This is a genomic window from Ectobacillus sp. JY-23 (assembly GCF_023022965.1).
GTDB lineage: Bacteria > Bacillota > Bacilli > Bacillales > Bacillaceae_G > Ectobacillus.
In genome coordinates this window covers 1,236,794-1,255,620 of the sequence record NZ_CP095462.1, presented here as the reverse complement: position 1 = coordinate 1,255,620, position 18,827 = coordinate 1,236,794, and the positions used below count along the sequence as shown (strand labels likewise).

The following is an 18,827-nucleotide window of genomic DNA, read 5'->3' as shown; positions in this document are numbered from 1 at the left end:
TTATCAATAATATAAAGAGGAGCGTTGCAACATGAGTAATTTATGGATTTTCGGCTTTGAGGCATTATGGAGTCCTGTGTTCTTCATTTTTACAGCTGCGATTATAGTTGCTTATTTTCTAATTATTGGGAGATACCGTTCTCGTTTTCCTAATGCTGAGAAAGTAAGCAAACGACAGCAAGTATACTTTGTAAGTGGAATGATATTATTGTATATGGTTAAGGGCGGACCACTTGATTTGCTTGGTCATATCAGTTTTAGTGCCCATATGACGGAAATGGCTATCTTGTTTATCGCGGTGCCACCATTGCTCATTTTAGGCATGCCTCAATGGCTTCTTGTATATGCGCTTAGCTACCAGTCTGTGCGGGCTACAGTAAACATATTTGCAAAGCCACTTATTGCTTTGTTTGTATTTAATGGATTATTCTCCTTGTATCATCTGCCGTTTGTTTTTGATGTGGTAAAGCAAAGTCAGCTGTTGCACCCTATCACATTGGCAATTTTATTTTTTATGGCCATTATGATGTGGTGGCCTGTACTAAATCCATTATCGCAGATGCAAACATTAAGTGAAATTCAAAAAATAGGTTATATCTTTGCCAACGGCATGTTGTTAACACCCGCCTGCGCACTTATTATTTTTGCAAGCAAACCGTTGTTTTTAACATATACCGATCCGCAAGCCTGGCTAAAGGCAATGGAGCTGTGTGTTCCCCCGGATACGCTCTCGTCTTTACATTTAAGCGGTCCTGAATTTTTAAATTGGCTACCTCCTCTAGAGGATCAACGTACGGGCGGAATTGTTATGAAAATTGTACAAGAGCTTGTATATGGTACTTTAATTGGCTATGTGTTTTTTAGGTGGGTGAGACAAGAAAGAGAAAAGGAAAAAAGCGGTGTGTATGATGTGCCGCCATATATGCGCTCCGAATAAGATTATTTGCCGTCCGAACCGCCTTTGCTGTATGTGCATAGAATGAAAGAAAAAGCAAAGCGGGGGCCGATGATGGGGCTTGAACGGATAGATGCAATGGAGACTTTGCATAAAGCAGATCAAACATTGAAGGAGCTCATACATGTGCTTGTGTGCGAAGTGAATGGTGTGGTTCACACTGTTTCAAACATAAGGGAAACTTTGCTTGGAATCACTTGTAGTAAGCGTGAAGAAAAAGGGATTACTTTGTCGTACGAAGAAAAAGGGATTGTGATTAGAATAAAAGTCGCTTTGTCTTTGTATTTTCCTATACTTGAAACGTCTTGTTTTGTACAGAAGCATGTCAAAAAAGAAGTAGAAACAATAATAGGAGTGCCTGTTCAGGCTGTTCACGTGCATGTCGTACGAGTAATGAAGAAAAAATAAAAAGCAGCAAACATGCTGCTTTTTATTTTTAATCCGTAGGCAATGCTTTTAAGGCTGCGCTTACATTATGTAAAAGCTGTTTGCTTTTTTGTACTACGTTGTTTGGAAATTGTTCTTTTTCACCATACTCTACACCATGTGGATAATAATGCTTGCCAAGTAACGGTGTCAGAAGTTTTACACGAGCGTGACGTCCCCCTAAGTCACCCTCAATTGCATAAGCTTGTACACGTAAATAATATACATCTTTCAATAATTCGAATTTATAGTCATATGTTGCACGTTCATAGTCCCATTGACCAGCTAAAACGAATCCGTAGTCATTCATAATTTCAGTTAGGCGAGAGAAATCAACAATTTGCTCATCTAACTCTGTCCCATTCAACTTCATGGTATGTCCCCCTTTGTATGAAAATGCTGTCTAGATTTATAATAGTACGAATAGTAAGAAAGCGCAATTAATTATGGAAATAAACTCATTATGAAATCTTAATGAATATGTCCTGCATCGTAAAATATGATATATTGAGAATACATAACATGTACGTTTATATATACAAGTAAAAAAGATAGTACTTTTGAGATGGGAGAGAAGAAGGGTTGATGAGTAGCAGTCAGTATTTAAGAAGACAGCAAGCTCGTTAACTCATATACCTTCAAAAATGGTTTTTCTACTTTTGATATATATTACGTTGAAACAAATACTTGTATATATGTTAGTGCGAGTGTGAGGTAGTTGAAATACAGGAGGCATCTTGATTGAAAACACTTCTTAGAATTATTGCTGTAACAATTGTTCTATTAGTAGGGAATCTATACGGCAAACTGCTGATAAATGAATATATAACAACAAAACCCCAACAACAATCTAAGCCGCATACACCTGAAAATCTCACCAAACATGCAGAACCATCGGTTTCCCGATTGCTGGGTAGAGAGTTAGAAAGTTTGCTTGCAGAATACGGGGAGCCAGACCGCGTTGAACCATCTGCTTACGGATATGAATGGTGGATTTACAATCAAAACTTGCAAAGCTACGTGCAATTCGGAGTTCAAAATCATAAGGTAGTAACTATCTATGCTGCAGGCATAAGTGCAAACGTATTTCCTTTTCGTATTCAGCAAACACATGCTGAAATTTACGAACAGTTTCCATTTTCATATGAGATTGCATTAAAGCATGAAAATAGCAGCTATCAGTTTGAGTTATCGGAAGAACAATTTAATGAACAACCTCTTGTTGCATTGCAAAACGGATGGGCGCAGTTATATTTTGATAAGTTTACACGTGAACTAGTAGGTGTTCGCTTCATGGATGAAGAGGTGCTTTTAAAGCAACGACCATATCAGCTTGTGTACAGTGGAGAACTCTTGGAGCCGCCAAATTTATCCTATAGCAATCTTATGCAAGTTGAACAGGGCAATGCCAAGCAAATTTTAGATTTGACGAATGTGATTCGAGTACAACATGAATTGCCGCTTTTGAGCTGGGATGAATCAGCAGCGCAAGTAGCATACTTACACAGTAAGGACATGAAAGAAGAGAATTATTTTGCGCATGAATCTCCTAAATATGGTACACTCGGTGACCGGTTAAATAAAGGAGCGGTACAATTCAAAGCGGCTGGTGAAAATATTGCTGCGCATTATCCAGATGCTATTGCAGTTGTGCAAGGGTGGTTGAACAGTGAAGGACACAGAAAGAATGTGCTGAATGAACAATTTACAAATTTAGGTGTAGGGGTACACCAAACATTTTATACAGAGAATTTTTTGCAGAAATAAGGCATATGGTACGCCTAAAAATAGGCGCACCATATGCCTTATTTGATCTTACAATAGTAGAAAGGAGAGGTGATTACGATGACAACGGCAAACAAACAATCGCACCCATCCGTTCAGAAGTTCAAAGAATTTGTAAGAAATCATCCAAAAATGATTTATGAGGTGCGAAACGGATCAAAAACATGGCAACAATTTTATGAAGAATGGTATTTACTCGGAGAGAATGATCCAATTTGGAAGGTATATAAGCAAGATGGTGAGCAAGAACCTGTTGCAGCGGCACAGGAAAGCGTTGCTGCAGCTGGTGTCATGGGGCAAGTGATGTCATTCATTAAAAATATCAATATGGATCAGGTGCAATATCATTTAAACAATGTAACAAATACGATAGGTAGTGTACAGCAAGTTATTCAGCAATTTAAAGGAAGCACTGGTGACCAAAGTAGTACACCCCAACAAAACAATCCGTTTTTCTTTCAAAAAGATTAGGAGGAAAATCTGTGCGCAAAGAAATTATGGATTATGTACAGTCTCAAGAGGATTTGCAAAAATTTATTCGAGAACAGCCATATTGGTATCGTAAGCTATCGCGAAGTCCTGATGAGCGAGAGAATTTTGAATTAGCTGCATTGCAATATTATCAAAAAACAATTCCAGATCGAGTTGCTAAATTTCAAAATCAATTGGCAATGGCATCCATTATGGTTGATATGTTCCAATATATGAAGCAACAAAACGGTTTGTAAAACTATCCGTCATGTAAAAGTTCTGATACAATGGAAGGTGAGTATAAAAAAAGGAGCTGTTTGCATGACGGAAATTTGTTTGGTCCGACATGGACAAACTGATTGGAATTTTAAACAAATTATTCAAGGGAGAGAAGATATCCCATTAAATACAGTTGGAAAAAAACAAGCTGAGCAAAGTGCGTCTTTTTTGAGCCAAGAGAAATGGGATGTAATTGTAAGCAGTCCATTGCGTCGTGCGAAAGAAACAGCAAGTTTCATTCAAAACGCAGCAGGGATTCCAGAGTTGCATCTGGATGAACGCTTTATTGAACGGGATTTCGGTAGTGCTTCTGGGCGACCTGTTGCTGAAGTTCGGGAACAAATTGCAAAGGGACAAGTTGCGGATATGGAAAGTGACGAGCAACTGGTAGAACGATGTTTTTCTGCTCTATGTGATGTCGCCCAGCAACACAAGGGAAAAAGAATTATTATTGTTGCCCATTCCCATACCATCAAAGCTATTCTTCATGCCATTCATCCCCAAGAAATTCATTTTCAGACGTCTCTTCAAAATGCATGTGTAAATTACGTAGCTTTGCAGGACGAGGCATGGCATGTTCGTCGGTATAATGTGGCTGAGCATATTGTGTAAGGTGTTAGGACTTCTCTGAAACATATGCTATCATAAAAAATCGGAGGTGTCTTATATGATTATTGCTACGCTAGAAAGCGTATTAATATTAGAAGAAGCCGAGCAGCTTGCTCGGATGATTATAGATTCTGAGGAAGCGGCGGTGTATCGTGCTGCTTATCATGATTTACAACAAGATGAAGAAGCACAGCGTTTAATTCGGGAGTTTGTCAAGAAGAAAGAGCTGTATGAAGAAGTGCAGCGCTTTGGCAAGTACCACCCAGACTATAAAAAGGTTATGCAAGAGATTCGAGACATTAAGCGGGAAGTTGATTTACACGAACGTATTTCTGCTTTTAAAAAGGCTGAGACTGCGATACAAAAACTATTAGATGAAGTTAGTGTTTGTATCGGCACTGAAATTTCACCGTATATTAAGGTTCCTACGGGAAATCCGTTTTTTGATTCTGCAGGAGGTTGTAGCGGTGGTTGCGGTACGGGAGGGAGTTGCGGTTGCCGCAAGACGGGTTGACCTGAAAAGGTCCCCGTTACGTTTAAAATAGGATGAGTTAAAGAAGAGATAAATCCTTCTACACAGATTAAATCTCAAGTTATGCGGTGTTAATACGTATATAAATTTAGACGAACAAAGGAGATTAATATGTTCGGACAACGACAGAGTATTATTGTATATCTACACTCGTTAAAGCATGCTAAGCTGCTTCGTAAATACGGCAACATCCACTACATATCAAGGCGATTAAAGTACGTTGTACTGTACTGCGATATGAATCAATCCGATGCTCTACAGGAGAAGTTAAATGCTTTCCCGTTTGTGAAACGTGTAGAACCATCTTATCGTCCATTCTTAAAAACGGAGTTTGAGAACTCTAAACCAGATCGTGCGAAAGAATATGACTATAAGATTGATTAATATAAAGAAAAGCTCTGTGCAACCGCACAGAGCTTTTCTTTATATTAATGTAGTGTTCAGTGCCTAAACGGTCCGCTCCGCTTTTTTATTTCATAGGTGGGATGAGGTGGTTTAGGCGTAGTATGGCGATAAGGTGGTTGTAGTATAACGTTGTTTCTGCGAATGTGTCAGATGGTTTTACCGATATTGTAATGATTGGTTTGTCCAGTTGTTGTGCAGTTTCTTCAAATAACTGTATACGTTTGCTTGTTCTATCAGGTAAGACAGGTATACCTTCACGACATATGTAAAGGGGTTGAAAGTCACCCGGGGTGGTAGGATGAAGAACGACAGCAAGTGAACATACATCACGATTCTGTTTTTTTGTAGTAAACATAAGCATATGTGCCAGGCGTGATTCGTTGGCTCTGGCAATTGCAAGAAGTTCGTATAAATCTGAATAGCCTTCTCCGAGCTCGATAAAGCGTTGAATCATAGTAACAATCCTCCTCTAAGTAACAACTTTTATTTTACTGTAAAAGTGAAAATAAAAAAACCCTGCCTAAGCAGGGTCCTTCTCAATCTAGTGCAACACTAGCAAGAAGGCAAAGGGAGAGGAGAAACCGGAGGAAGAACTTATGGGGAACGTAAGTCTTCTCCGCGGTTGGCAACAACATCGCAAGTGATGTTGTTACGTCTATTTTTATCCATTACATAGAAAGATATACACAACGTACCAAATTTTCTACCTCGTTGTTTTGATTTGCTTGTTTTTATGTTAGGATGAAGTAGGATTACAAGAAAAAGGTAGTGAATGCAAATGAGAGTAGTTTCAGGAATATGCAAAGGTCATCCATTAAAGGCTGTTCCCGGTAATACAACGAGGCCAACAACTGACAAGGTAAAAGAATCGATATTTAATATAATTGGTCCTTATTTTGATGGAGGTCTGGTGCTGGATTTGTTTGGTGGTAGTGGTGGTTTAGGAATTGAAGCATTGAGCAGAGGGATGGATCGGGCAGTGTTTGTAGATCGCGATACAAAGGCGGTGCAAATTATCAAGCAAAATTTGCAAAGCTGCCGTTTAACGGAAAAAGCAGAAGTGTATCGAAATGATGCCGAACGAGCCTTAAAAGCTTTAATTAAACGAGAAGTAGCTTTTGATCTTATTTTGCTCGATCCACCTTATAAAAATCAGAAGATTGTTTCTCTTATTAGTGTAATTGAGCAGCATTCTCTTCTCACCCAAACAGGTATCATTATGGCTGAGCATGATATAAGCGTGGAACTTCCAAGTGAAATTGGGGCTCTTTCTTTAGTGAGAAGCGAAGACTATGGCATTACAGCTATTTCGATTTATAAGTTAAAGGATGGGGAGCATGAATGAAAAAAATCGCGATTTGTCCTGGAAGTTTTGATCCCATTACCTTAGGACATCTAGATATTATTAAGCGCGGTGCCAAAGTGTTTGATGAAATATACGTTGTTGTAATGAACAACTCTTCTAAGAGTCCGCTTTTTACGGCAGAAGAGCGAGTAGCGCTTATTGAAGAGGTTACGAAGGATATGAACAATGTAAAAGCAGATGTTCATAGCGGTTTATTGGTGGAATATGCTCGTGAAAAAAGAGCGAGTGCTATTTTAAGAGGGTTACGTGCGGTTTCTGACTTTGAATATGAAATGCAAATTACCGCTATGAATCGGAAGCTTGAAGAAGAAATTGAAACATTTTTTATTATGACGAATAACCAGTATTCTTTCTTAAGTTCCAGTATTGTTAAAGAAGTAGCAAAATATGGTGCTAGTGTAGTGGATTTAGTGCCTCCTGCTGTTGAACAAGCGTTGGCAGCAAAATTTAAAACCCCGTAAACACGGGGTTTTAAATTTTGCGAACTAGTAACAACACATATACATATAAACAGAACAAGGTCATGGCAGGACCGTATGTATATAAAACATGCCAAGTGTCTGCGGCCGGCTGTGCGACGACCGGAATGGCCCCTATATGGGTAGATTGCTTTTCATAAAGAGGTTTCCATAAAATAAGTGTTAATATAGGCGCGATAAGGCTTTGGACAACTCGAGCAATAAAATATGGCTTAAAGCGAATGTCTGTCTCTGCTAAAATACTGGCAACCTGTGCTTGAACGGATAAGCCGCTAAAGGCCAAAATAAAGCTAGCAATCATTGCTTGATGCAGAAGTGGTGCTTGTGCCTGACTTGTAAGCTGGTTGCCAAGTGTAATTTCAAAGATGCCGGCAAGAATGGGTGCGCTTAAAGAAGTTGAGACATGAAGCGTGTGAAGAATATACTCAATACCGTAGCTAAATAGTGTTGTAAATTGGATAATACTGAGCATTTTATTAAGTACAGAAAATAAAATGATAAACCCACCGATCATTAACAAAGTTTGGACAGAAGAAGAAATCGCATCGCCAATCATTTTTCCGATGGGACGCGTATCTTCTAAACGCTTGCGGTGTAAGGCACTAAAAGCTTTTTGTAAAGAAGCTGTTTGTTTTTTATCTCGGCTTGCTTCTTCTTTGTGACCATGAAAACGCATCATCAGTCCTACAAGTAAGTTGCTGATGTAGTGGGCTGCTGCTAATAAAATGCCCAGCTTGGCATTAGCAAAAAAACCTACGGAGACTGCGCCAAAGATAAAGAGAGGATTGGATGAGTTTGTAAAGGAAACAAGGCGCTCTGCTTCAATTTGTGTCATTTGTTTAGTCTGTCTTAATCTCGCACTCAGTTTCGCACCTGAAGGAAATCCTGAGGCCATCCCCATAGCCCAGACAAACCCTCCTGTACCTGGCACACGAAAAAGGGGTCGCATAAATGGCTCGAGCAATACGCCGATAAAGTTTACAACGCCCAGTCCAATCAATAACTCTGATGCAATAAAAAAAGGCAGTAAAGAAGGAAAAACCACTTTCCACCACATATCAAGACCGCGTACAGAAGCTTCTAAACACGCCTGCGGATTTGTGATGAGTGAAGCGGTCAAAAGTGAAATGGTGCCGGCCATAAGCACCGTTTGTATTTTAGAACGCATGAAACTCCCCCCGTTTTGTCCAAGCTCTCATTATTAGTATACGAGGATAGGGGCAAGCTTTAGACCATAAGATAGAATATATACAGGAAAAGGGTGAGTGCAGTGAGAGAGCCAAAAATTGGTCTTGCTTTAGGCTCAGGGGGCGCAAAAGGGTTTGCCCATGTTGGAGTAATTAAGGTTTTAAAGGAAGCCGGTATTGCAATTGATATGATAGCGGGAAGTAGTATGGGTGCACTGGTGGCTACGTTTTATGCAGCTGGCTGTGATGTTGAGCGATTATATCGAATCGCTCAATTGTTTAAACGAAAGTATTATTTGGATTTTACCGTTCCTAAAATGGGTTTTGTAGCAGGTAAGAGAGTAAAAGATATGATAGCCATGTTCACATATAATAAAAGGCTGGAAGAATTGGACATTCCGACGGCTGTCGTCGCCACTGATATATTAAGCGGCGAAAAAGTGGTTTTTACAGAAGGTCCGATTGCCCCAGCTGTTCGTGCCAGTATTTCGATTCCTGGCATTTTTGTGCCGGAGAAGATAGATAATCGCTTGCTTGTCGATGGCGGGGTGATTGATCGTATCCCTGTATCAGTTGCCAAAAGTCTAGGAGCAGATATAATTATTGCTGTAGATGTTTCTTCAGGAAAGGTGAACGGCGAGGTAACTTCTATTTTTGATGTGATTATGCAAAGCATTGAAATTATGCAGCATGAACTTGTGCATCATCGTAAAGTTGCTTCAGACTTAATGATGTGCCCTGCTGTTGAGAATTTCAGTTCGCGCGCCTTTACAAACATTGAAGATATCATTCGTGCAGGAGAAGAAGAGGCGATGAAACATATCCATGAGATTCAACAACGAATTGAAAAGTGGAAGGAGAACCATCATGTTTAAGCGACTGCGTTATGTTACTGTTTTTATGTTTGCTGTTATATTGGCGTTTGCTGTTATGTATGTACCGCTTCCTTACTACATTACAAAGCCTGGTTTGGCAGAAGATCTAAAACCGTATGTGAAGGTAGAGGGAGGCTATAAAGAGGAAGGTGACTTTATGTTAGTCACGGTTTCCATGTCTCGTGCTAGTATTACGAGTTACATAGCAGCTAAACTAGACCGCTATCAGGAGATTTATCCAAAGGAAGCAATCCTGGGGAAAGAGGAAAACGATGCGGAGTATCAGTTTCGTCAACTGCACTTAATGCAAGAGTCACAAACAGCAGCTATATATAATGCTTATCAATATGCTGGAAAATCGGTTGAATTTGAAAATCGTGGCGTGTTGGTTGTTTCTGTTGCTGACAATATGCCGGCCAAGGGAAAACTTGAAATTGGAGACCGTCTAACTGCAATAGATGGTAAAGAGCTTCATACAGCAGATGAATTTATCGCTTATGTCAAAGGAAAAAGAAGTGGAGAGAAAGTAAAGATTGAATTTGAAAGACAGGGAAAAAAGGAGTATGCCACACTGGGGCTCGCACCTATACAAGGAGAGGCTAATCGAGTAGGAGTGGGTGTGCAAATTACAACAGATCAAAAACTAAAAGTAAGTCCCGATGTTAAAATAGATGCTCATCGCATTGGTGGACCTTCAGCAGGTATGATGTTCACGTTGGAGATTTATAATCAATTAACCGAAGCTGATTTAACAAAAGGATACGAAGTAGCAGGAACAGGAACAATCAATGCAAAAGGTGAAGTAGGACCAATTGGTGGAATTTCACAAAAAGTAATTGCGGCAGACACAGCAGGAGCAGACATTTTTTTTGCACCAAATGAAAAGGGAAATAAGAGTTCTAATTATCAAGAAGCAGTTAAAACTGCAAAAGATATAGGAAGTAAAATGAAGATTGTACCTGTAGATGTGCTAGATGATGCATTAACTTACTTGAATCAATTACCACCGGAACAAGCGGACTAACTCTAAGAAATATGCTTTCTTATATTTGGAACAAAGGGTGTCCTCAAATGATAGGACACCCTAGTAATTTTCTCGGCTATAGTAAAAATGGACGTGAAAGCTTAACCAAGTTTCATGTAAACAAATAAGATGTCACATGGTGGCTTTCCATATCATGTGATTCTCTCCTTACCTAAACAGAAATCATTATAGGCAAATTGGTAGCCTTATATATTCCATCGAATAGGGTGTTGTACATATTCTTGTTTTAATGCGTGAGAACGGAACGGTTCGGGTAAAATAGCATAATACACGGCGCTTGCTCGTATATCCAAGTTAAGTAAAGGATGAGAGTGCTTGCTATGGGACAAAAGAGGAATTGGAATATTTTTTTTAATACTTGATATATAAGCTTGTCCGGTCTTTGACATGCCTAGGAGACGGATATAGGGAGCTGTATCCGCGAGATTCATTTCATCTTTTGTCGCATGTGTTAACGTATGTAAGCATAGCCGCTGCAATCTGGTCCATGTATAACGCTTTGTTTTAATGGTTTGCATCAAATTTTCAAAAGACGTTGCTTGCTGAATGGCATGCAACAAGCGATTTTCCAGCCCTTCCTCAGCTTCGTAGATGCCACGTAATTGCTCTGCGGACATAATGAGCAGTTTGTATTTTAACAGATGGAAGTAGTGCTCCCACATATGAAGCAATCCGTAGGTTTGTTGGTATGCCTGTAATTCCATTTTTGTTGCAAGAGGCATGACCCCGCTCGCGTCTTCAATTGGAGACGTTTGCAGATGCTTACGGATGCTTGTTGCACTCGCTATAGAAGAGGAGGAAAATGTTGTATCATGGTATTGTGCGTTTAAACGTTCGACGGTGTGCGCTTGTATGCTACTTCCTTGCTCTTGTATTTGTTCAATATAATGAAAACCGAGAATGTTATTAGGTTTGGAAAGATCCAAGCTGTCAATGCCGATATTCTTATAAGCGTCAGAGAGGGCTTTGGGATAGCTAACGCCTGTTTCGACTTTTTGCTGCAGTGCTTGATTGAGAGCCTCTATACGAGTTCTTCTTTCTTGCAAAGCTTGATAAAAAGGAGCGATGTTACCAATTTCGCTGCCGAAGCAAATTTCCTTTACCTGTAGCGCGTCTAGTATAGAAATGGCGCCTCTTGCGAACGTTTGTGCATGCTGTGTGGAAAAAGCATAAGGTATTTCAACAACAACATCAGCACCGCCCGCCAATGCCATCTTGGTTCTCGTCCATTTTGAAACAAGAGCAGGTTCACCGCGTTGTAAAAATGAACCGCTCATGGCTGCTATGACAACATCAGCATTAGTAATCTTTTTGGTTTGATCCAGATGATAGGCGTGGCCGTTATGAAACGGGTTATATTCAACAATTACACCTGCGGCTTTCAAAGCATTCTCTCCTTTCTGTTGAGTTTTTATTTGTAATCATGTTATTGTATATATTGCCTGATAATAACTACATTATAGTGTAAAGAAAAAATATTGACAAATACATAATTGCTCGATATAATTTTCTTTGTTGCCTTAGGGGTGATTTTATGAAATGGTCAATCCATCAATTAAACAAATACCGAAGCAAAGGGCTTACGTTTGACGAAACAGTGCAGTTTGATGATTTGCAAGACTGGCCGGAAGTACGCGACTTATCACCTGTTAAGGTGAGCGGGAAAGCGGACCTCGGAGCGAGTAAGTACACATTTCATTTGCGCATTCAAGGTACGATGATATTACCTTGTTCTAGAACGTTAGTAGATGTACCGCTCCCTTTTGACATTCAAACAACCGAGGTGTTCTTAGCTTCACAAGAAGCATATGAAGCTGATGCAAACATTCATTATTTACAAGGAGAAGTACTTGACTTACTACCTGTAATTAAGGAAAATATACTTCTGGAAATACCTATGCAGATTTTCAGTGAGACAGCATCAGACGGAGCACCGACACAAGGTCAAGGCTGGCAAGTAATTTCAGAAGATGAGAAGACAGAGAAAATTGATCCTCGTTTGGAAGGACTTGCAAAGTTTTTTGACAAGAAGTAGAAGACCGGTCGAGGCCTTCAATGATACTAACTCTCTCTTTTAAGGAGGTGGGAATAATGGCTGTACCTTTTAGAAGAACTTCTAAAACAGTAAAAAGAAAGCGTCGCACGCACTTCAAATTGGCAGTGCCAGGTATGGTAGAATGCCCAAACTGCGGTGAAATGAAATTAAGTCACCGTGTATGCAAAGCATGCGGAACTTACAAAGGTAAAGAAGTAATCAGCAACTAATGCTGGTAAGCGCAGAGGATTATTTCCTCTGCGCTTTTTATTTATTGCTGCCTTTATAAGAAACAATTATATATCTCTCCTCTTATAAGAACGCTATAATTCATATAAGGGGTGATAGGATGAAAAAGGTAATTGTACAACGTAAAAATGGCTTTTTATGGGTAAGATTAAACCGGCCCGCGTGTAGAAATGCAATCGATTATGATGTGATGCATGTACTTGAGGAAATATTGGAGACGGAAAGGAACGGGGAAGAGCGTGCACTTATTATTACTGGTAGTGAGTCCTCTTTTTGTGCAGGTGGCGACCTGCGTGTATTCCATGCTTTAAAGACAGAAGCGCAGGCATATGAAATGCTGGCAAAAATGGGACGTGTGTTATATAAACTTATGACGTTTCCAAAACCTACTATTGCATTCATAAACGGCATTGCTATCGGAGGTGGCTGTGAAATTGCGACGGCTTGTGATTATCGCTTTGCCGTTCCGGAAGCGAAGCTTGGATTTGTGCAAGGTGATTTAGCAATCACGACCGGATGGGGCGGTGCTTCTATGCTACTTGAAAAGCTTCCGTATGATAAAGCAATGCAAATGCTTTGGTCTGCACGGCGCTATACGGCGAAAGAAGCAGAAACAATCGGTTTTCTAAATGGTGTCTTTCAGAGCGAATCTTCGTTTTGTACAGAATGGCTACAAGATGCATTTGTACAACATGCAGAGGTACTAACAGCGTATAAACGTGTTGCTATCCGGAAATGGCAAGCGAGTAATCTTGCAGAACGGATGCAACAGGAAATACGTGAGTGCGCTGTTTTGTGGGAAGGAGAATCGCATCATTGTGCTGTAGCAACTTTTTTGAAAAAGTAACGCCATCTACAGGCACTTGGGCAATTGATAGTGTTTTGCTAGCAAGAAAATTGTTCAAAAGTGCAACCCTTTTTTAGGTATAGAAGACATGGAAAGATAGTGTTAGAAATCTAGAGGGTATCTTACGTGCGTGTATATGTAAAAAGTGTTTAAACATTAAAGAAATAGCGAAGCAAGGGTGCAAGGAGGCTTCGCGTAACACACATGACTGCCACTTTGATTGTAACCATATACACTCTGTTCTTCTCTTCTATCTAAAAATATCAGTAATGTATATTCTATCTCTTCTAGCAGTTGCATATGTTGTAAGTAAAAATGTGCTGGGAGGGATAGAATTGGCTACGACGCGTCAGGATGCTTGGACAGAAGATGAAGATTTGCTGTTGGCTGAAGTTGTATTGCGCCATATACGTGAAAATGGAACACAGCTCTCCGCCTTTAAGGAAGTGGGACGCAGTTTATCTAGAACGCCGGCTGCCTGCGGATTTCGATGGAACTCAACGGTTCGAAAACAGTATAAAGAGCAAATCGATGAGGCAAAAAGCCAACGTAAAGGTACTGCAGCTGAGGAAGTGATTGTAACAGAACGACGGTCATTAACTTTGGCTGATGTCATTGCGTTTTTACAAAATTATCAACCGGAGCAAGAGTTGTCTTCCGGACTATTTCAGCGTATCCAGCAGTTAGAAGCGAAAGCGGAGCGGTTGGAAAAAGAAAAGCAAGAACTGTCTAAACAGCTTTCCGTATATGAACAAGAATATAAAACGCTATTTGCCTATCTAGATCAACGACGAAGTGTAGTATCGCCTGATAAAAGTGAAAGTATACAACTATTGCGGAGCAGAGACACTCTTGAGAAGGTCGAAAAATAAAGAACAGCCCACATTGGGCTGTTCTTTTTTTGCTTAAGCACTCTCGCCGCTTACTGCATCAACGTTTGGCTGGGGACGCCATATATAAAACGGTGCATCTTTGATGACGACCTTTTCAAATCCTTGCTTTTCCCAAAACAGTTCAGATTGTACACGGGCAATTGTTTTAATAGGTTGTCGTAAGCTCTTTGCATAGTCTACGAGAGCGCTTCCAAACCCTTTGCGCTGAAGAGTAGGCAAAACTTCCAATTTGTATAGCTCTATATAATCTTCTGTTTCATAGAGGCTCATGCGCGCTACAAGTGATTCTCCGAAATATATGCCGTAGAAGGGTGATTCACTATTATCTTCAATAATATTTGCTTGTAAATCTTCAAGCATAGAAAGCTCTTGTTCCCCGTAGCGTTTAAACTTTTTAAACTCTTCAAGTGTTTTATAATTGACGAGCAGGCGCTCTACCTTTGGAATGTACATATTGTCACGTCCTTTTGTCTTAAAATATAGAAAAATAAAAATATTTATATTTATATTATAGCGTATGTCGCATAAATTTTCACGTATATTTCAGAATTTTAGGCATGTTAAAATGAATGCAGATGAATGTGAGTTTTAATACAATATGAGGTGGTCAGATGAAGATTGGTATTGTTGGAGCTGGAGCTGTAGGGCTATTGTTTGGATTTTATTTAGGGAAACATGCGCAAGTTACTATGTATACTCGTACGTTAAAACAAGCGGACTTAATACAAGAACAAGGTATTGTTTGTTATACGTCAGGAAAGGCAGAAACAACAGCAGTAAAAGCAAAAGTGTTGGGAGAAGAGTTACCCGCTGATGAGTTTTTACTGGTTGCTACAAAGCAGTATCATATAACAGATTTATTACCTTTGCTGTCTGAGTGTGAAAGCAAACGAATTATTTTTGCGCAAAATGGCATGGGACACCTTAGTGCAATGCAAACTATACAAAAGAGCATAGCGGTTGCCATTGTGGAGCATGGGGCAAAAAAGGTGAGCGGAAATGAAGTGGAGCATACCGGACAAGGAGTAACGAAGTTTGGTATTGTACAAGGGGACTCTATGGATTTCACTTCGTTTTTAGCTTGTTTTACATCCGCTTTCACCGTGTTAGAAGAGCTTGACTGGAAACAGGTCATGCAACATAAGTTAATTGTAAATGCTTGCATTAATCCTCTTACAGCTTTATATAGGGTATCAAATGGAGAACTTATTTATAACGCTTACTTCTATCAAACGATGCGGCAACTATTTATCGAAGTCCTACAGCTTCTGGATGTACAAGAAAGTGAATTTCATTGGAAACGAGTATGTGAGGTGTGTGAACAAACAGCTTCAAATAAATCATCTATGCTGACGGATGTGACAAGCAACCGACCGACCGAGATAGATGCAATTTTAGGCTATTTGCTTCAGTTGCCAAAAGCACGTGAGGTGAAAGCCCCGCTCGTATCCTTTTTACATAAATCTATAAAAGGATTAGAAATGTAAGTTAAAATTTTTGCTTTTACTTGTTACTTTGCATACAATTTGGTTGGTGAGCAATGTCTCGAGATGAAAGGAAGACGTTTTATGGAACTATATGAAATTCCTGTGGACGTGCTTGGTGGTGCCGCAGGAGACTATATAAAAAATAAGAGCACAATTACGTCCTTTTTTGATTATGTGCCGTACGGAGTGGAATTTGCGAAGCGTGCGAAACATTTAGAAGGGCGTACGTACCCAAGAGAACAACTGGCAGCTTATTTTGCTCGATACAATGAAGAGTTAGGAGCAGGCGCTAGAACGTTAGAAAATATTCGTGCGTTTCGTGAGGAAGATGCGCTAGTTGTGGTTGGGGGGCAACAGGCTGGTATATTAACAGGCCCGTTATACACAATTCATAAGATTGTTTCTCTTTTACAACTTGCAAAAGAGCAAGAACAGCAATTGGGAAAACGAGTTGTACCTGTTTTTTGGATTGCGGGAGAAGATCATGATATGGATGAAATCAACCATGTTTACGTAACGAGCAAAGGAAAGTTAAAAAAATCGGTGTTGCCGCAAATGTATGAAAAAAAGGCAAGTGCATCGCAGGTAGAGTTGCCACAAGACGTGGCATTAGCCTGGGTGGAAAGTATTTTTAAAACATTTAGAGAAACAAAGTATACGAATGAGCTATTAGAGCTTGTGAAAGTATGCTTACATCGTTCGCGCACATATACAGATTTCTTTGGGCGTCTCATTACGGAGCTCTTTAAAGAAGAAGGCTTAATTTTAATGGACTCCGGTGCACCTGAGCTTCGCCGTATTGAAATCCCTCTTTTTCAGACGTTGATTCAAGGAGAAGTGCAAATTCGAACGGCCTTACAGCAAACGCAACAGCGTATTGTGGAAAATGGGTATAAACCTCTTATTACAACAAAGCCGGAAGCTTGTCATCTGTTTTTGGATATAGAGGGAGAAAGATGGTTGTTAGAGCGCAGAGATGACGTATTTGTTTGTAAAGACGGGGAGTATGTATTTACCGAGGTAGAACTGTTAGAATTGCTGAAAAAAGAACCGCAGCGCTTTAGCAACAATGTTGTAACACGACCGCTTATGCAGGAGTATGTATTACCTACATTAGCATTTGTAGGGGGACCAGGAGAAGTCGCCTATTGGGCTGAATTGCAGGGGGTTTTTCACGAAGTAGGATGGATGATGCCACCTGTTGTGCCTCGTTTCATGTTGTCGTACCTTGAAGGGCATATTGCTTCAGATATGGCTGACTTGGGGCTTGATGTAGCTGAATTGTTTTCGAAAAAGCTTGGAGAAGCACGAGAAGCGTGGCTTTCTGCACAGGTACAAGAGCCTGTAGAGGAAATCTTCGCTCGGGTGCATGAAGAAATGATGCGTTCCCATGAGGCAGCTCGTGAGTTAGTTGAACGGATAAATCCGAGTTTGCGGTCTTATGCGCATAAAAATCAAAGGAAAATCGAAGAGCAATTACAGCTTTTAGAACGGATGCTCCGAAAAAATATTGAACAAAAGCATGATGTGAGTCTGAATAAGTTCCGCCGTGTCGAGTTGTCCTTGCAACCTGCAGGTGGGCTACAAGAGCGAACTTGGAATGTGTTGTATTACTTGAATGAGTACGGACTAGATTGGATTCATCATATCATGCAATTATCCTTTACATGGGACGGTACCCATAAGGTAATTAAATTATAAAATCCTGCACATGTGTGCAGGATTTTTTTGAAAGTATGTGGAATTAACTGTAAATGGTAAGCCGTTCGTAAAAAACGTAATCAATATGAGAAGGTATATATATAGCTGTTATACGAATAACACTATGTCATAAAAGTAAGGGAATTATCTTCATAAATCGACAGGATTTTTGTTAACATTTTCGCAAAAGATGATAAAATTTAGTATATAATAAGAAAATGCGTGTAGTTTCAACAGCATGAATTCATAGAAGTAGGTGCAATGATGTTCAATCATACAACAGTTTTATTAAAAGAAACGGTAGATGGCTTACATATTAAGCATGATGGTATATATGTAGATTGTACGCTTGGAGGAGGCGGTCACAGTGCATATTTGCTTTCACAACTTTCCGAAGCCGGCAGATTAATTGCTTTTGACCAAGATGATATAGCGCTGGCTCATGCAAGAGAGAAATTTGCGGCATACGGCAATCGTTTTATGGCAGTAAAAAGCAATTTTCGTTACTTAAAAGAGGTATTACAAGAGATTGGGATTGCACAAGTAGATGGTGTACTCTTTGATTTAGGTGTATCTTCTCCGCAGCTGGACACGCCAGAGCGCGGGTTTAGCTATCATCACGATGCCCCGCTTGATATGCGCATGGATCAAGATGCGTCTGTTAGCGCTTATGATGTCGTCAATACATGGCCGTATGAAAAGCTTGTAAAAATCTTTTTTCAATACGGGGAAGAAAAATTTTCTAAACAAATTGCGAGGAAAATTGAAGCTTATCGTGAAAAGCAGCCAATTGAAACAACTGGTCAATTAGTTGAGTTAATTAAAGAGGGTATTCCTGCAGCTGCAAGACGGACAGGCGGACATCCCGCAAAACGTGTGTTTCAAGCAATACGGATTGCTGTGAATGATGAGCTAGGCGTATTTGAAGAAGCAATTGAAGCTGCGATCGAAGTGACAAAATCGGGCGGTAGAATCAGTGTCATCACCTTTCATTCTCTTGAAGACCGAATTTGTAAAACAACGTTTAAAACACATAGCAGCTTACCGCCTTTACCACCGGGCCTGCCGATGATTCCTGATGAGTTCAAACCGAAGCTGAAATTAATTACCAGAAAGCCGATTTTGCCGTCTGAACAAGAGTTGGAAGAAAATAACCGAGCGCGGTCTGCAAAGCTGCGCATCGCTGAAAAATTATAGGAGG

The 18,827-nt window shown here is 40.0% G+C and carries 24 protein-coding genes; 19 read left to right on the top strand and 5 right to left on the bottom strand.

Annotation, left to right across the window (positions count from 1 at the left end):
* Positions 1-31 precede the first annotated feature (31 nt).
* Both ctaG and MUG87_RS06475 read left to right on the top strand, forming a co-directional pair.
* Positions 32-937 carry a cytochrome c oxidase assembly factor CtaG gene (ctaG, locus tag MUG87_RS06480; RefSeq protein WP_247086631.1) on the top strand — a complete coding sequence of 302 codons (906 nt, stop codon included), beginning with the start codon at positions 32-34 and terminating at the stop codon, positions 935-937.
* Between the two features lie 42 nt (positions 938-979).
* Positions 980-1,363: an Asp23/Gls24 family envelope stress response protein gene (locus MUG87_RS06475; RefSeq protein WP_247086629.1), complete on the top strand. Its 384-nt coding sequence runs from the start codon at positions 980-982 to the stop codon at positions 1,361-1,363.
* Positions 1,364-1,391: 28 nt separating this feature from the next.
* Here the strand turns inward: MUG87_RS06475 and MUG87_RS06470 are convergent, their stop codons facing one another.
* Complete coding sequence (locus tag MUG87_RS06470) at positions 1,392-1,754, bottom strand: YugN family protein (RefSeq protein WP_247086627.1); 363 nt, start codon at positions 1,752-1,754, stop codon at positions 1,392-1,394.
* 368 nt (positions 1,755-2,122) lie between these two features.
* On the opposite strand from MUG87_RS06470, the gene MUG87_RS06465 reads away from it, so the two are divergent.
* The 6 genes from MUG87_RS06465 (at position 2,123) to MUG87_RS06440 (ending at position 5,441) form a co-directional block, all read left to right on the top strand.
* Positions 2,123-3,148 carry a CAP domain-containing protein gene (locus MUG87_RS06465; RefSeq protein ID WP_247086625.1) on the top strand — a complete coding sequence of 342 codons (1,026 nt, stop codon included), beginning with the start codon at positions 2,123-2,125 and terminating at the stop codon, positions 3,146-3,148.
* A 78-nt stretch (positions 3,149-3,226) separates the two neighbouring features.
* Positions 3,227-3,637: a YlbD family protein gene (locus MUG87_RS06460; RefSeq protein ID WP_247086623.1), complete on the top strand. Its 411-nt coding sequence runs from the start codon at positions 3,227-3,229 to the stop codon at positions 3,635-3,637.
* Between the two features lie 11 nt (positions 3,638-3,648).
* Positions 3,649-3,894, top strand: coding sequence for a YlbE-like family protein (locus MUG87_RS06455; RefSeq protein WP_247086621.1), 246 nt, complete (start codon positions 3,649-3,651; stop codon positions 3,892-3,894).
* Between the two features lie 64 nt (positions 3,895-3,958).
* Positions 3,959-4,528: a histidine phosphatase family protein gene (locus tag MUG87_RS06450; RefSeq protein WP_247086619.1), complete on the top strand. Its 570-nt coding sequence runs from the start codon at positions 3,959-3,961 to the stop codon at positions 4,526-4,528.
* A 55-nt stretch (positions 4,529-4,583) separates the two neighbouring features.
* Positions 4,584-5,039: a YlbF/YmcA family competence regulator gene (locus tag MUG87_RS06445; protein WP_247086617.1), complete on the top strand. Its 456-nt coding sequence runs from the start codon at positions 4,584-4,586 to the stop codon at positions 5,037-5,039.
* A 129-nt stretch (positions 5,040-5,168) separates the two neighbouring features.
* The gene (locus tag MUG87_RS06440; protein WP_124564924.1) at positions 5,169-5,441 is read left to right on the top strand and encodes a YlbG family protein; all 273 of its coding nucleotides are present in this window, start codon (positions 5,169-5,171) and stop codon (positions 5,439-5,441) included.
* An 85-nt stretch (positions 5,442-5,526) separates the two neighbouring features.
* Here MUG87_RS06440 and MUG87_RS06435 read toward each other — a convergent pair whose 3' ends face one another.
* Entirely contained in the window at positions 5,527-5,916 is a 390-nt protein-coding gene (locus MUG87_RS06435) for a DUF7147 family protein (RefSeq protein ID WP_247086615.1), read from the bottom strand.
* A 324-nt stretch (positions 5,917-6,240) separates the two neighbouring features.
* On the opposite strand from MUG87_RS06435, the gene rsmD reads away from it, so the two are divergent.
* Positions 6,241-6,807, top strand: a complete 567-nt coding sequence (gene rsmD / locus MUG87_RS06430; protein WP_247086613.1) for a 16S rRNA (guanine(966)-N(2))-methyltransferase RsmD — start codon at positions 6,241-6,243, stop codon at positions 6,805-6,807.
* Complete coding sequence (coaD, locus tag MUG87_RS06425; protein WP_247086611.1) at positions 6,804-7,289, top strand: pantetheine-phosphate adenylyltransferase; 486 nt, start codon at positions 6,804-6,806, stop codon at positions 7,287-7,289. The genes rsmD and coaD overlap by 4 nt, the downstream gene beginning before the upstream one ends.
* Before the next feature lie 10 nt (positions 7,290-7,299).
* Here coaD and ylbJ read toward each other — a convergent pair whose 3' ends face one another.
* Positions 7,300-8,475, bottom strand: a complete 1,176-nt coding sequence (gene ylbJ / locus MUG87_RS06420; protein WP_247086609.1) for a sporulation integral membrane protein YlbJ — start codon at positions 8,473-8,475, stop codon at positions 7,300-7,302.
* A gap of 102 nt (positions 8,476-8,577) precedes the next feature.
* On the opposite strand from ylbJ, the gene MUG87_RS06415 reads away from it, so the two are divergent.
* A complete protein-coding gene (locus MUG87_RS06415) occupies positions 8,578-9,369 on the top strand; it encodes a patatin-like phospholipase family protein (protein WP_247086607.1) in 792 nt (263 codons plus the stop codon).
* Positions 9,362-10,393, top strand: coding sequence for a SepM family pheromone-processing serine protease (locus tag MUG87_RS06410; RefSeq protein WP_247086605.1), 1,032 nt, complete (start codon positions 9,362-9,364; stop codon positions 10,391-10,393). The genes MUG87_RS06415 and MUG87_RS06410 overlap by 8 nt, the downstream gene beginning before the upstream one ends.
* 206 nt (positions 10,394-10,599) lie before the next feature.
* Here MUG87_RS06410 and MUG87_RS06405 read toward each other — a convergent pair whose 3' ends face one another.
* Positions 10,600-11,799, bottom strand: coding sequence for a nucleotidyltransferase (locus tag MUG87_RS06405; protein ID WP_247086603.1), 1,200 nt, complete (start codon positions 11,797-11,799; stop codon positions 10,600-10,602).
* 149 nt (positions 11,800-11,948) lie between these two features.
* Between MUG87_RS06405 and MUG87_RS06400 the strand changes: the two genes are divergently transcribed.
* From MUG87_RS06400 to MUG87_RS06385, 4 genes are all read left to right on the top strand, one after another.
* On the top strand, positions 11,949-12,449 hold the full coding sequence (locus tag MUG87_RS06400; protein ID WP_247086601.1) for a YceD family protein: 501 nt from the start codon (positions 11,949-11,951) through the stop codon (positions 12,447-12,449).
* Between the two features lie 56 nt (positions 12,450-12,505).
* On the top strand, positions 12,506-12,679 hold the full coding sequence (gene rpmF, locus MUG87_RS06395; protein WP_124563571.1) for a 50S ribosomal protein L32: 174 nt from the start codon (positions 12,506-12,508) through the stop codon (positions 12,677-12,679).
* A gap of 119 nt (positions 12,680-12,798) precedes the next feature.
* Positions 12,799-13,545, top strand: a complete 747-nt coding sequence (locus tag MUG87_RS06390) for an enoyl-CoA hydratase/isomerase family protein (protein WP_247086599.1) — start codon at positions 12,799-12,801, stop codon at positions 13,543-13,545.
* Between the two features lie 335 nt (positions 13,546-13,880).
* A complete protein-coding gene (locus MUG87_RS06385) occupies positions 13,881-14,417 on the top strand; it encodes an RsfA family transcriptional regulator (protein ID WP_247086597.1) in 537 nt (178 codons plus the stop codon).
* Positions 14,418-14,450: 33 nt separating this feature from the next.
* On the opposite strand, the gene MUG87_RS06380 is transcribed toward MUG87_RS06385, so the two are convergent.
* Positions 14,451-14,891 (bottom strand): N-acetyltransferase, encoded by a 441-nt coding sequence (locus MUG87_RS06380; protein WP_247086595.1) that lies wholly within the window; start codon positions 14,889-14,891, stop codon positions 14,451-14,453.
* Positions 14,892-15,049: 158 nt separating this feature from the next.
* Here MUG87_RS06380 and MUG87_RS06375 point away from each other — a divergent pair, with 158 nt between their 5' ends.
* The 3 genes from MUG87_RS06375 to rsmH all read left to right on the top strand — a co-directional run bounded on the left by MUG87_RS06375 (position 15,050) and on the right by rsmH (position 18,823).
* Positions 15,050-15,925, top strand: coding sequence for a 2-dehydropantoate 2-reductase (locus MUG87_RS06375; RefSeq protein WP_247086593.1), 876 nt, complete (start codon positions 15,050-15,052; stop codon positions 15,923-15,925).
* An 81-nt stretch (positions 15,926-16,006) separates the two neighbouring features.
* Positions 16,007-17,626 carry a bacillithiol biosynthesis cysteine-adding enzyme BshC gene (bshC, locus tag MUG87_RS06370; RefSeq protein WP_247086591.1) on the top strand — a complete coding sequence of 540 codons (1,620 nt, stop codon included), beginning with the start codon at positions 16,007-16,009 and terminating at the stop codon, positions 17,624-17,626.
* Between the two features lie 264 nt (positions 17,627-17,890).
* Positions 17,891-18,823 carry a 16S rRNA (cytosine(1402)-N(4))-methyltransferase RsmH gene (gene rsmH / locus MUG87_RS06365; protein WP_247087542.1) on the top strand — a complete coding sequence of 311 codons (933 nt, stop codon included), beginning with the start codon at positions 17,891-17,893 and terminating at the stop codon, positions 18,821-18,823.
* Positions 18,824-18,827: the final 4 nt, after the last annotated feature.

Excerpts from the sequence above, each read along its gene's own strand:
- ctaG (WP_247086631.1), top strand. The coding sequence starts at position 32 with ATGAGTAATTTATGGATTTTCGGCTTTGAGGCATTATGGAGTCCTGTG.
- MUG87_RS06475 (WP_247086629.1), top strand. The coding sequence starts at position 980 with ATGAAAGAAAAAGCAAAGCGGGGGCCGATGATGGGGCTTGAACGGATA.
- MUG87_RS06470 (WP_247086627.1), bottom strand. The coding sequence starts at position 1,754 with ATGAAGTTGAATGGGACAGAGTTAGATGAGCAAATTGTTGATTTCTCT.
- MUG87_RS06460 (WP_247086623.1), top strand. The coding sequence starts at position 3,227 with ATGACAACGGCAAACAAACAATCGCACCCATCCGTTCAGAAGTTCAAA.
- MUG87_RS06450 (WP_247086619.1), top strand. The coding sequence starts at position 3,959 with ATGACGGAAATTTGTTTGGTCCGACATGGACAAACTGATTGGAATTTT.
- MUG87_RS06445 (WP_247086617.1), top strand. The coding sequence starts at position 4,584 with ATGATTATTGCTACGCTAGAAAGCGTATTAATATTAGAAGAAGCCGAG.
- MUG87_RS06440 (WP_124564924.1), top strand. The coding sequence starts at position 5,169 with ATGTTCGGACAACGACAGAGTATTATTGTATATCTACACTCGTTAAAG.
- MUG87_RS06435 (WP_247086615.1), bottom strand. The coding sequence starts at position 5,916 with ATGATTCAACGCTTTATCGAGCTCGGAGAAGGCTATTCAGATTTATAC.
- rsmD (WP_247086613.1), top strand. The coding sequence starts at position 6,241 with ATGAGAGTAGTTTCAGGAATATGCAAAGGTCATCCATTAAAGGCTGTT.
- coaD (WP_247086611.1), top strand. The coding sequence starts at position 6,804 with ATGAAAAAAATCGCGATTTGTCCTGGAAGTTTTGATCCCATTACCTTA.
- ylbJ (WP_247086609.1), bottom strand. The coding sequence starts at position 8,475 with ATGCGTTCTAAAATACAAACGGTGCTTATGGCCGGCACCATTTCACTT.
- MUG87_RS06410 (WP_247086605.1), top strand. The coding sequence starts at position 9,362 with ATGTTTAAGCGACTGCGTTATGTTACTGTTTTTATGTTTGCTGTTATA.
- MUG87_RS06400 (WP_247086601.1), top strand. The coding sequence starts at position 11,949 with ATGAAATGGTCAATCCATCAATTAAACAAATACCGAAGCAAAGGGCTT.
- rpmF (WP_124563571.1), top strand. The coding sequence starts at position 12,506 with ATGGCTGTACCTTTTAGAAGAACTTCTAAAACAGTAAAAAGAAAGCGT.
- MUG87_RS06390 (WP_247086599.1), top strand. The coding sequence starts at position 12,799 with ATGAAAAAGGTAATTGTACAACGTAAAAATGGCTTTTTATGGGTAAGA.
- MUG87_RS06380 (WP_247086595.1), bottom strand. The coding sequence starts at position 14,891 with ATGTACATTCCAAAGGTAGAGCGCCTGCTCGTCAATTATAAAACACTT.
- MUG87_RS06375 (WP_247086593.1), top strand. The coding sequence starts at position 15,050 with ATGAAGATTGGTATTGTTGGAGCTGGAGCTGTAGGGCTATTGTTTGGA.
- bshC (WP_247086591.1), top strand. The coding sequence starts at position 16,007 with ATGGAACTATATGAAATTCCTGTGGACGTGCTTGGTGGTGCCGCAGGA.
- rsmH (WP_247087542.1), top strand. The coding sequence starts at position 17,891 with ATGTTCAATCATACAACAGTTTTATTAAAAGAAACGGTAGATGGCTTA.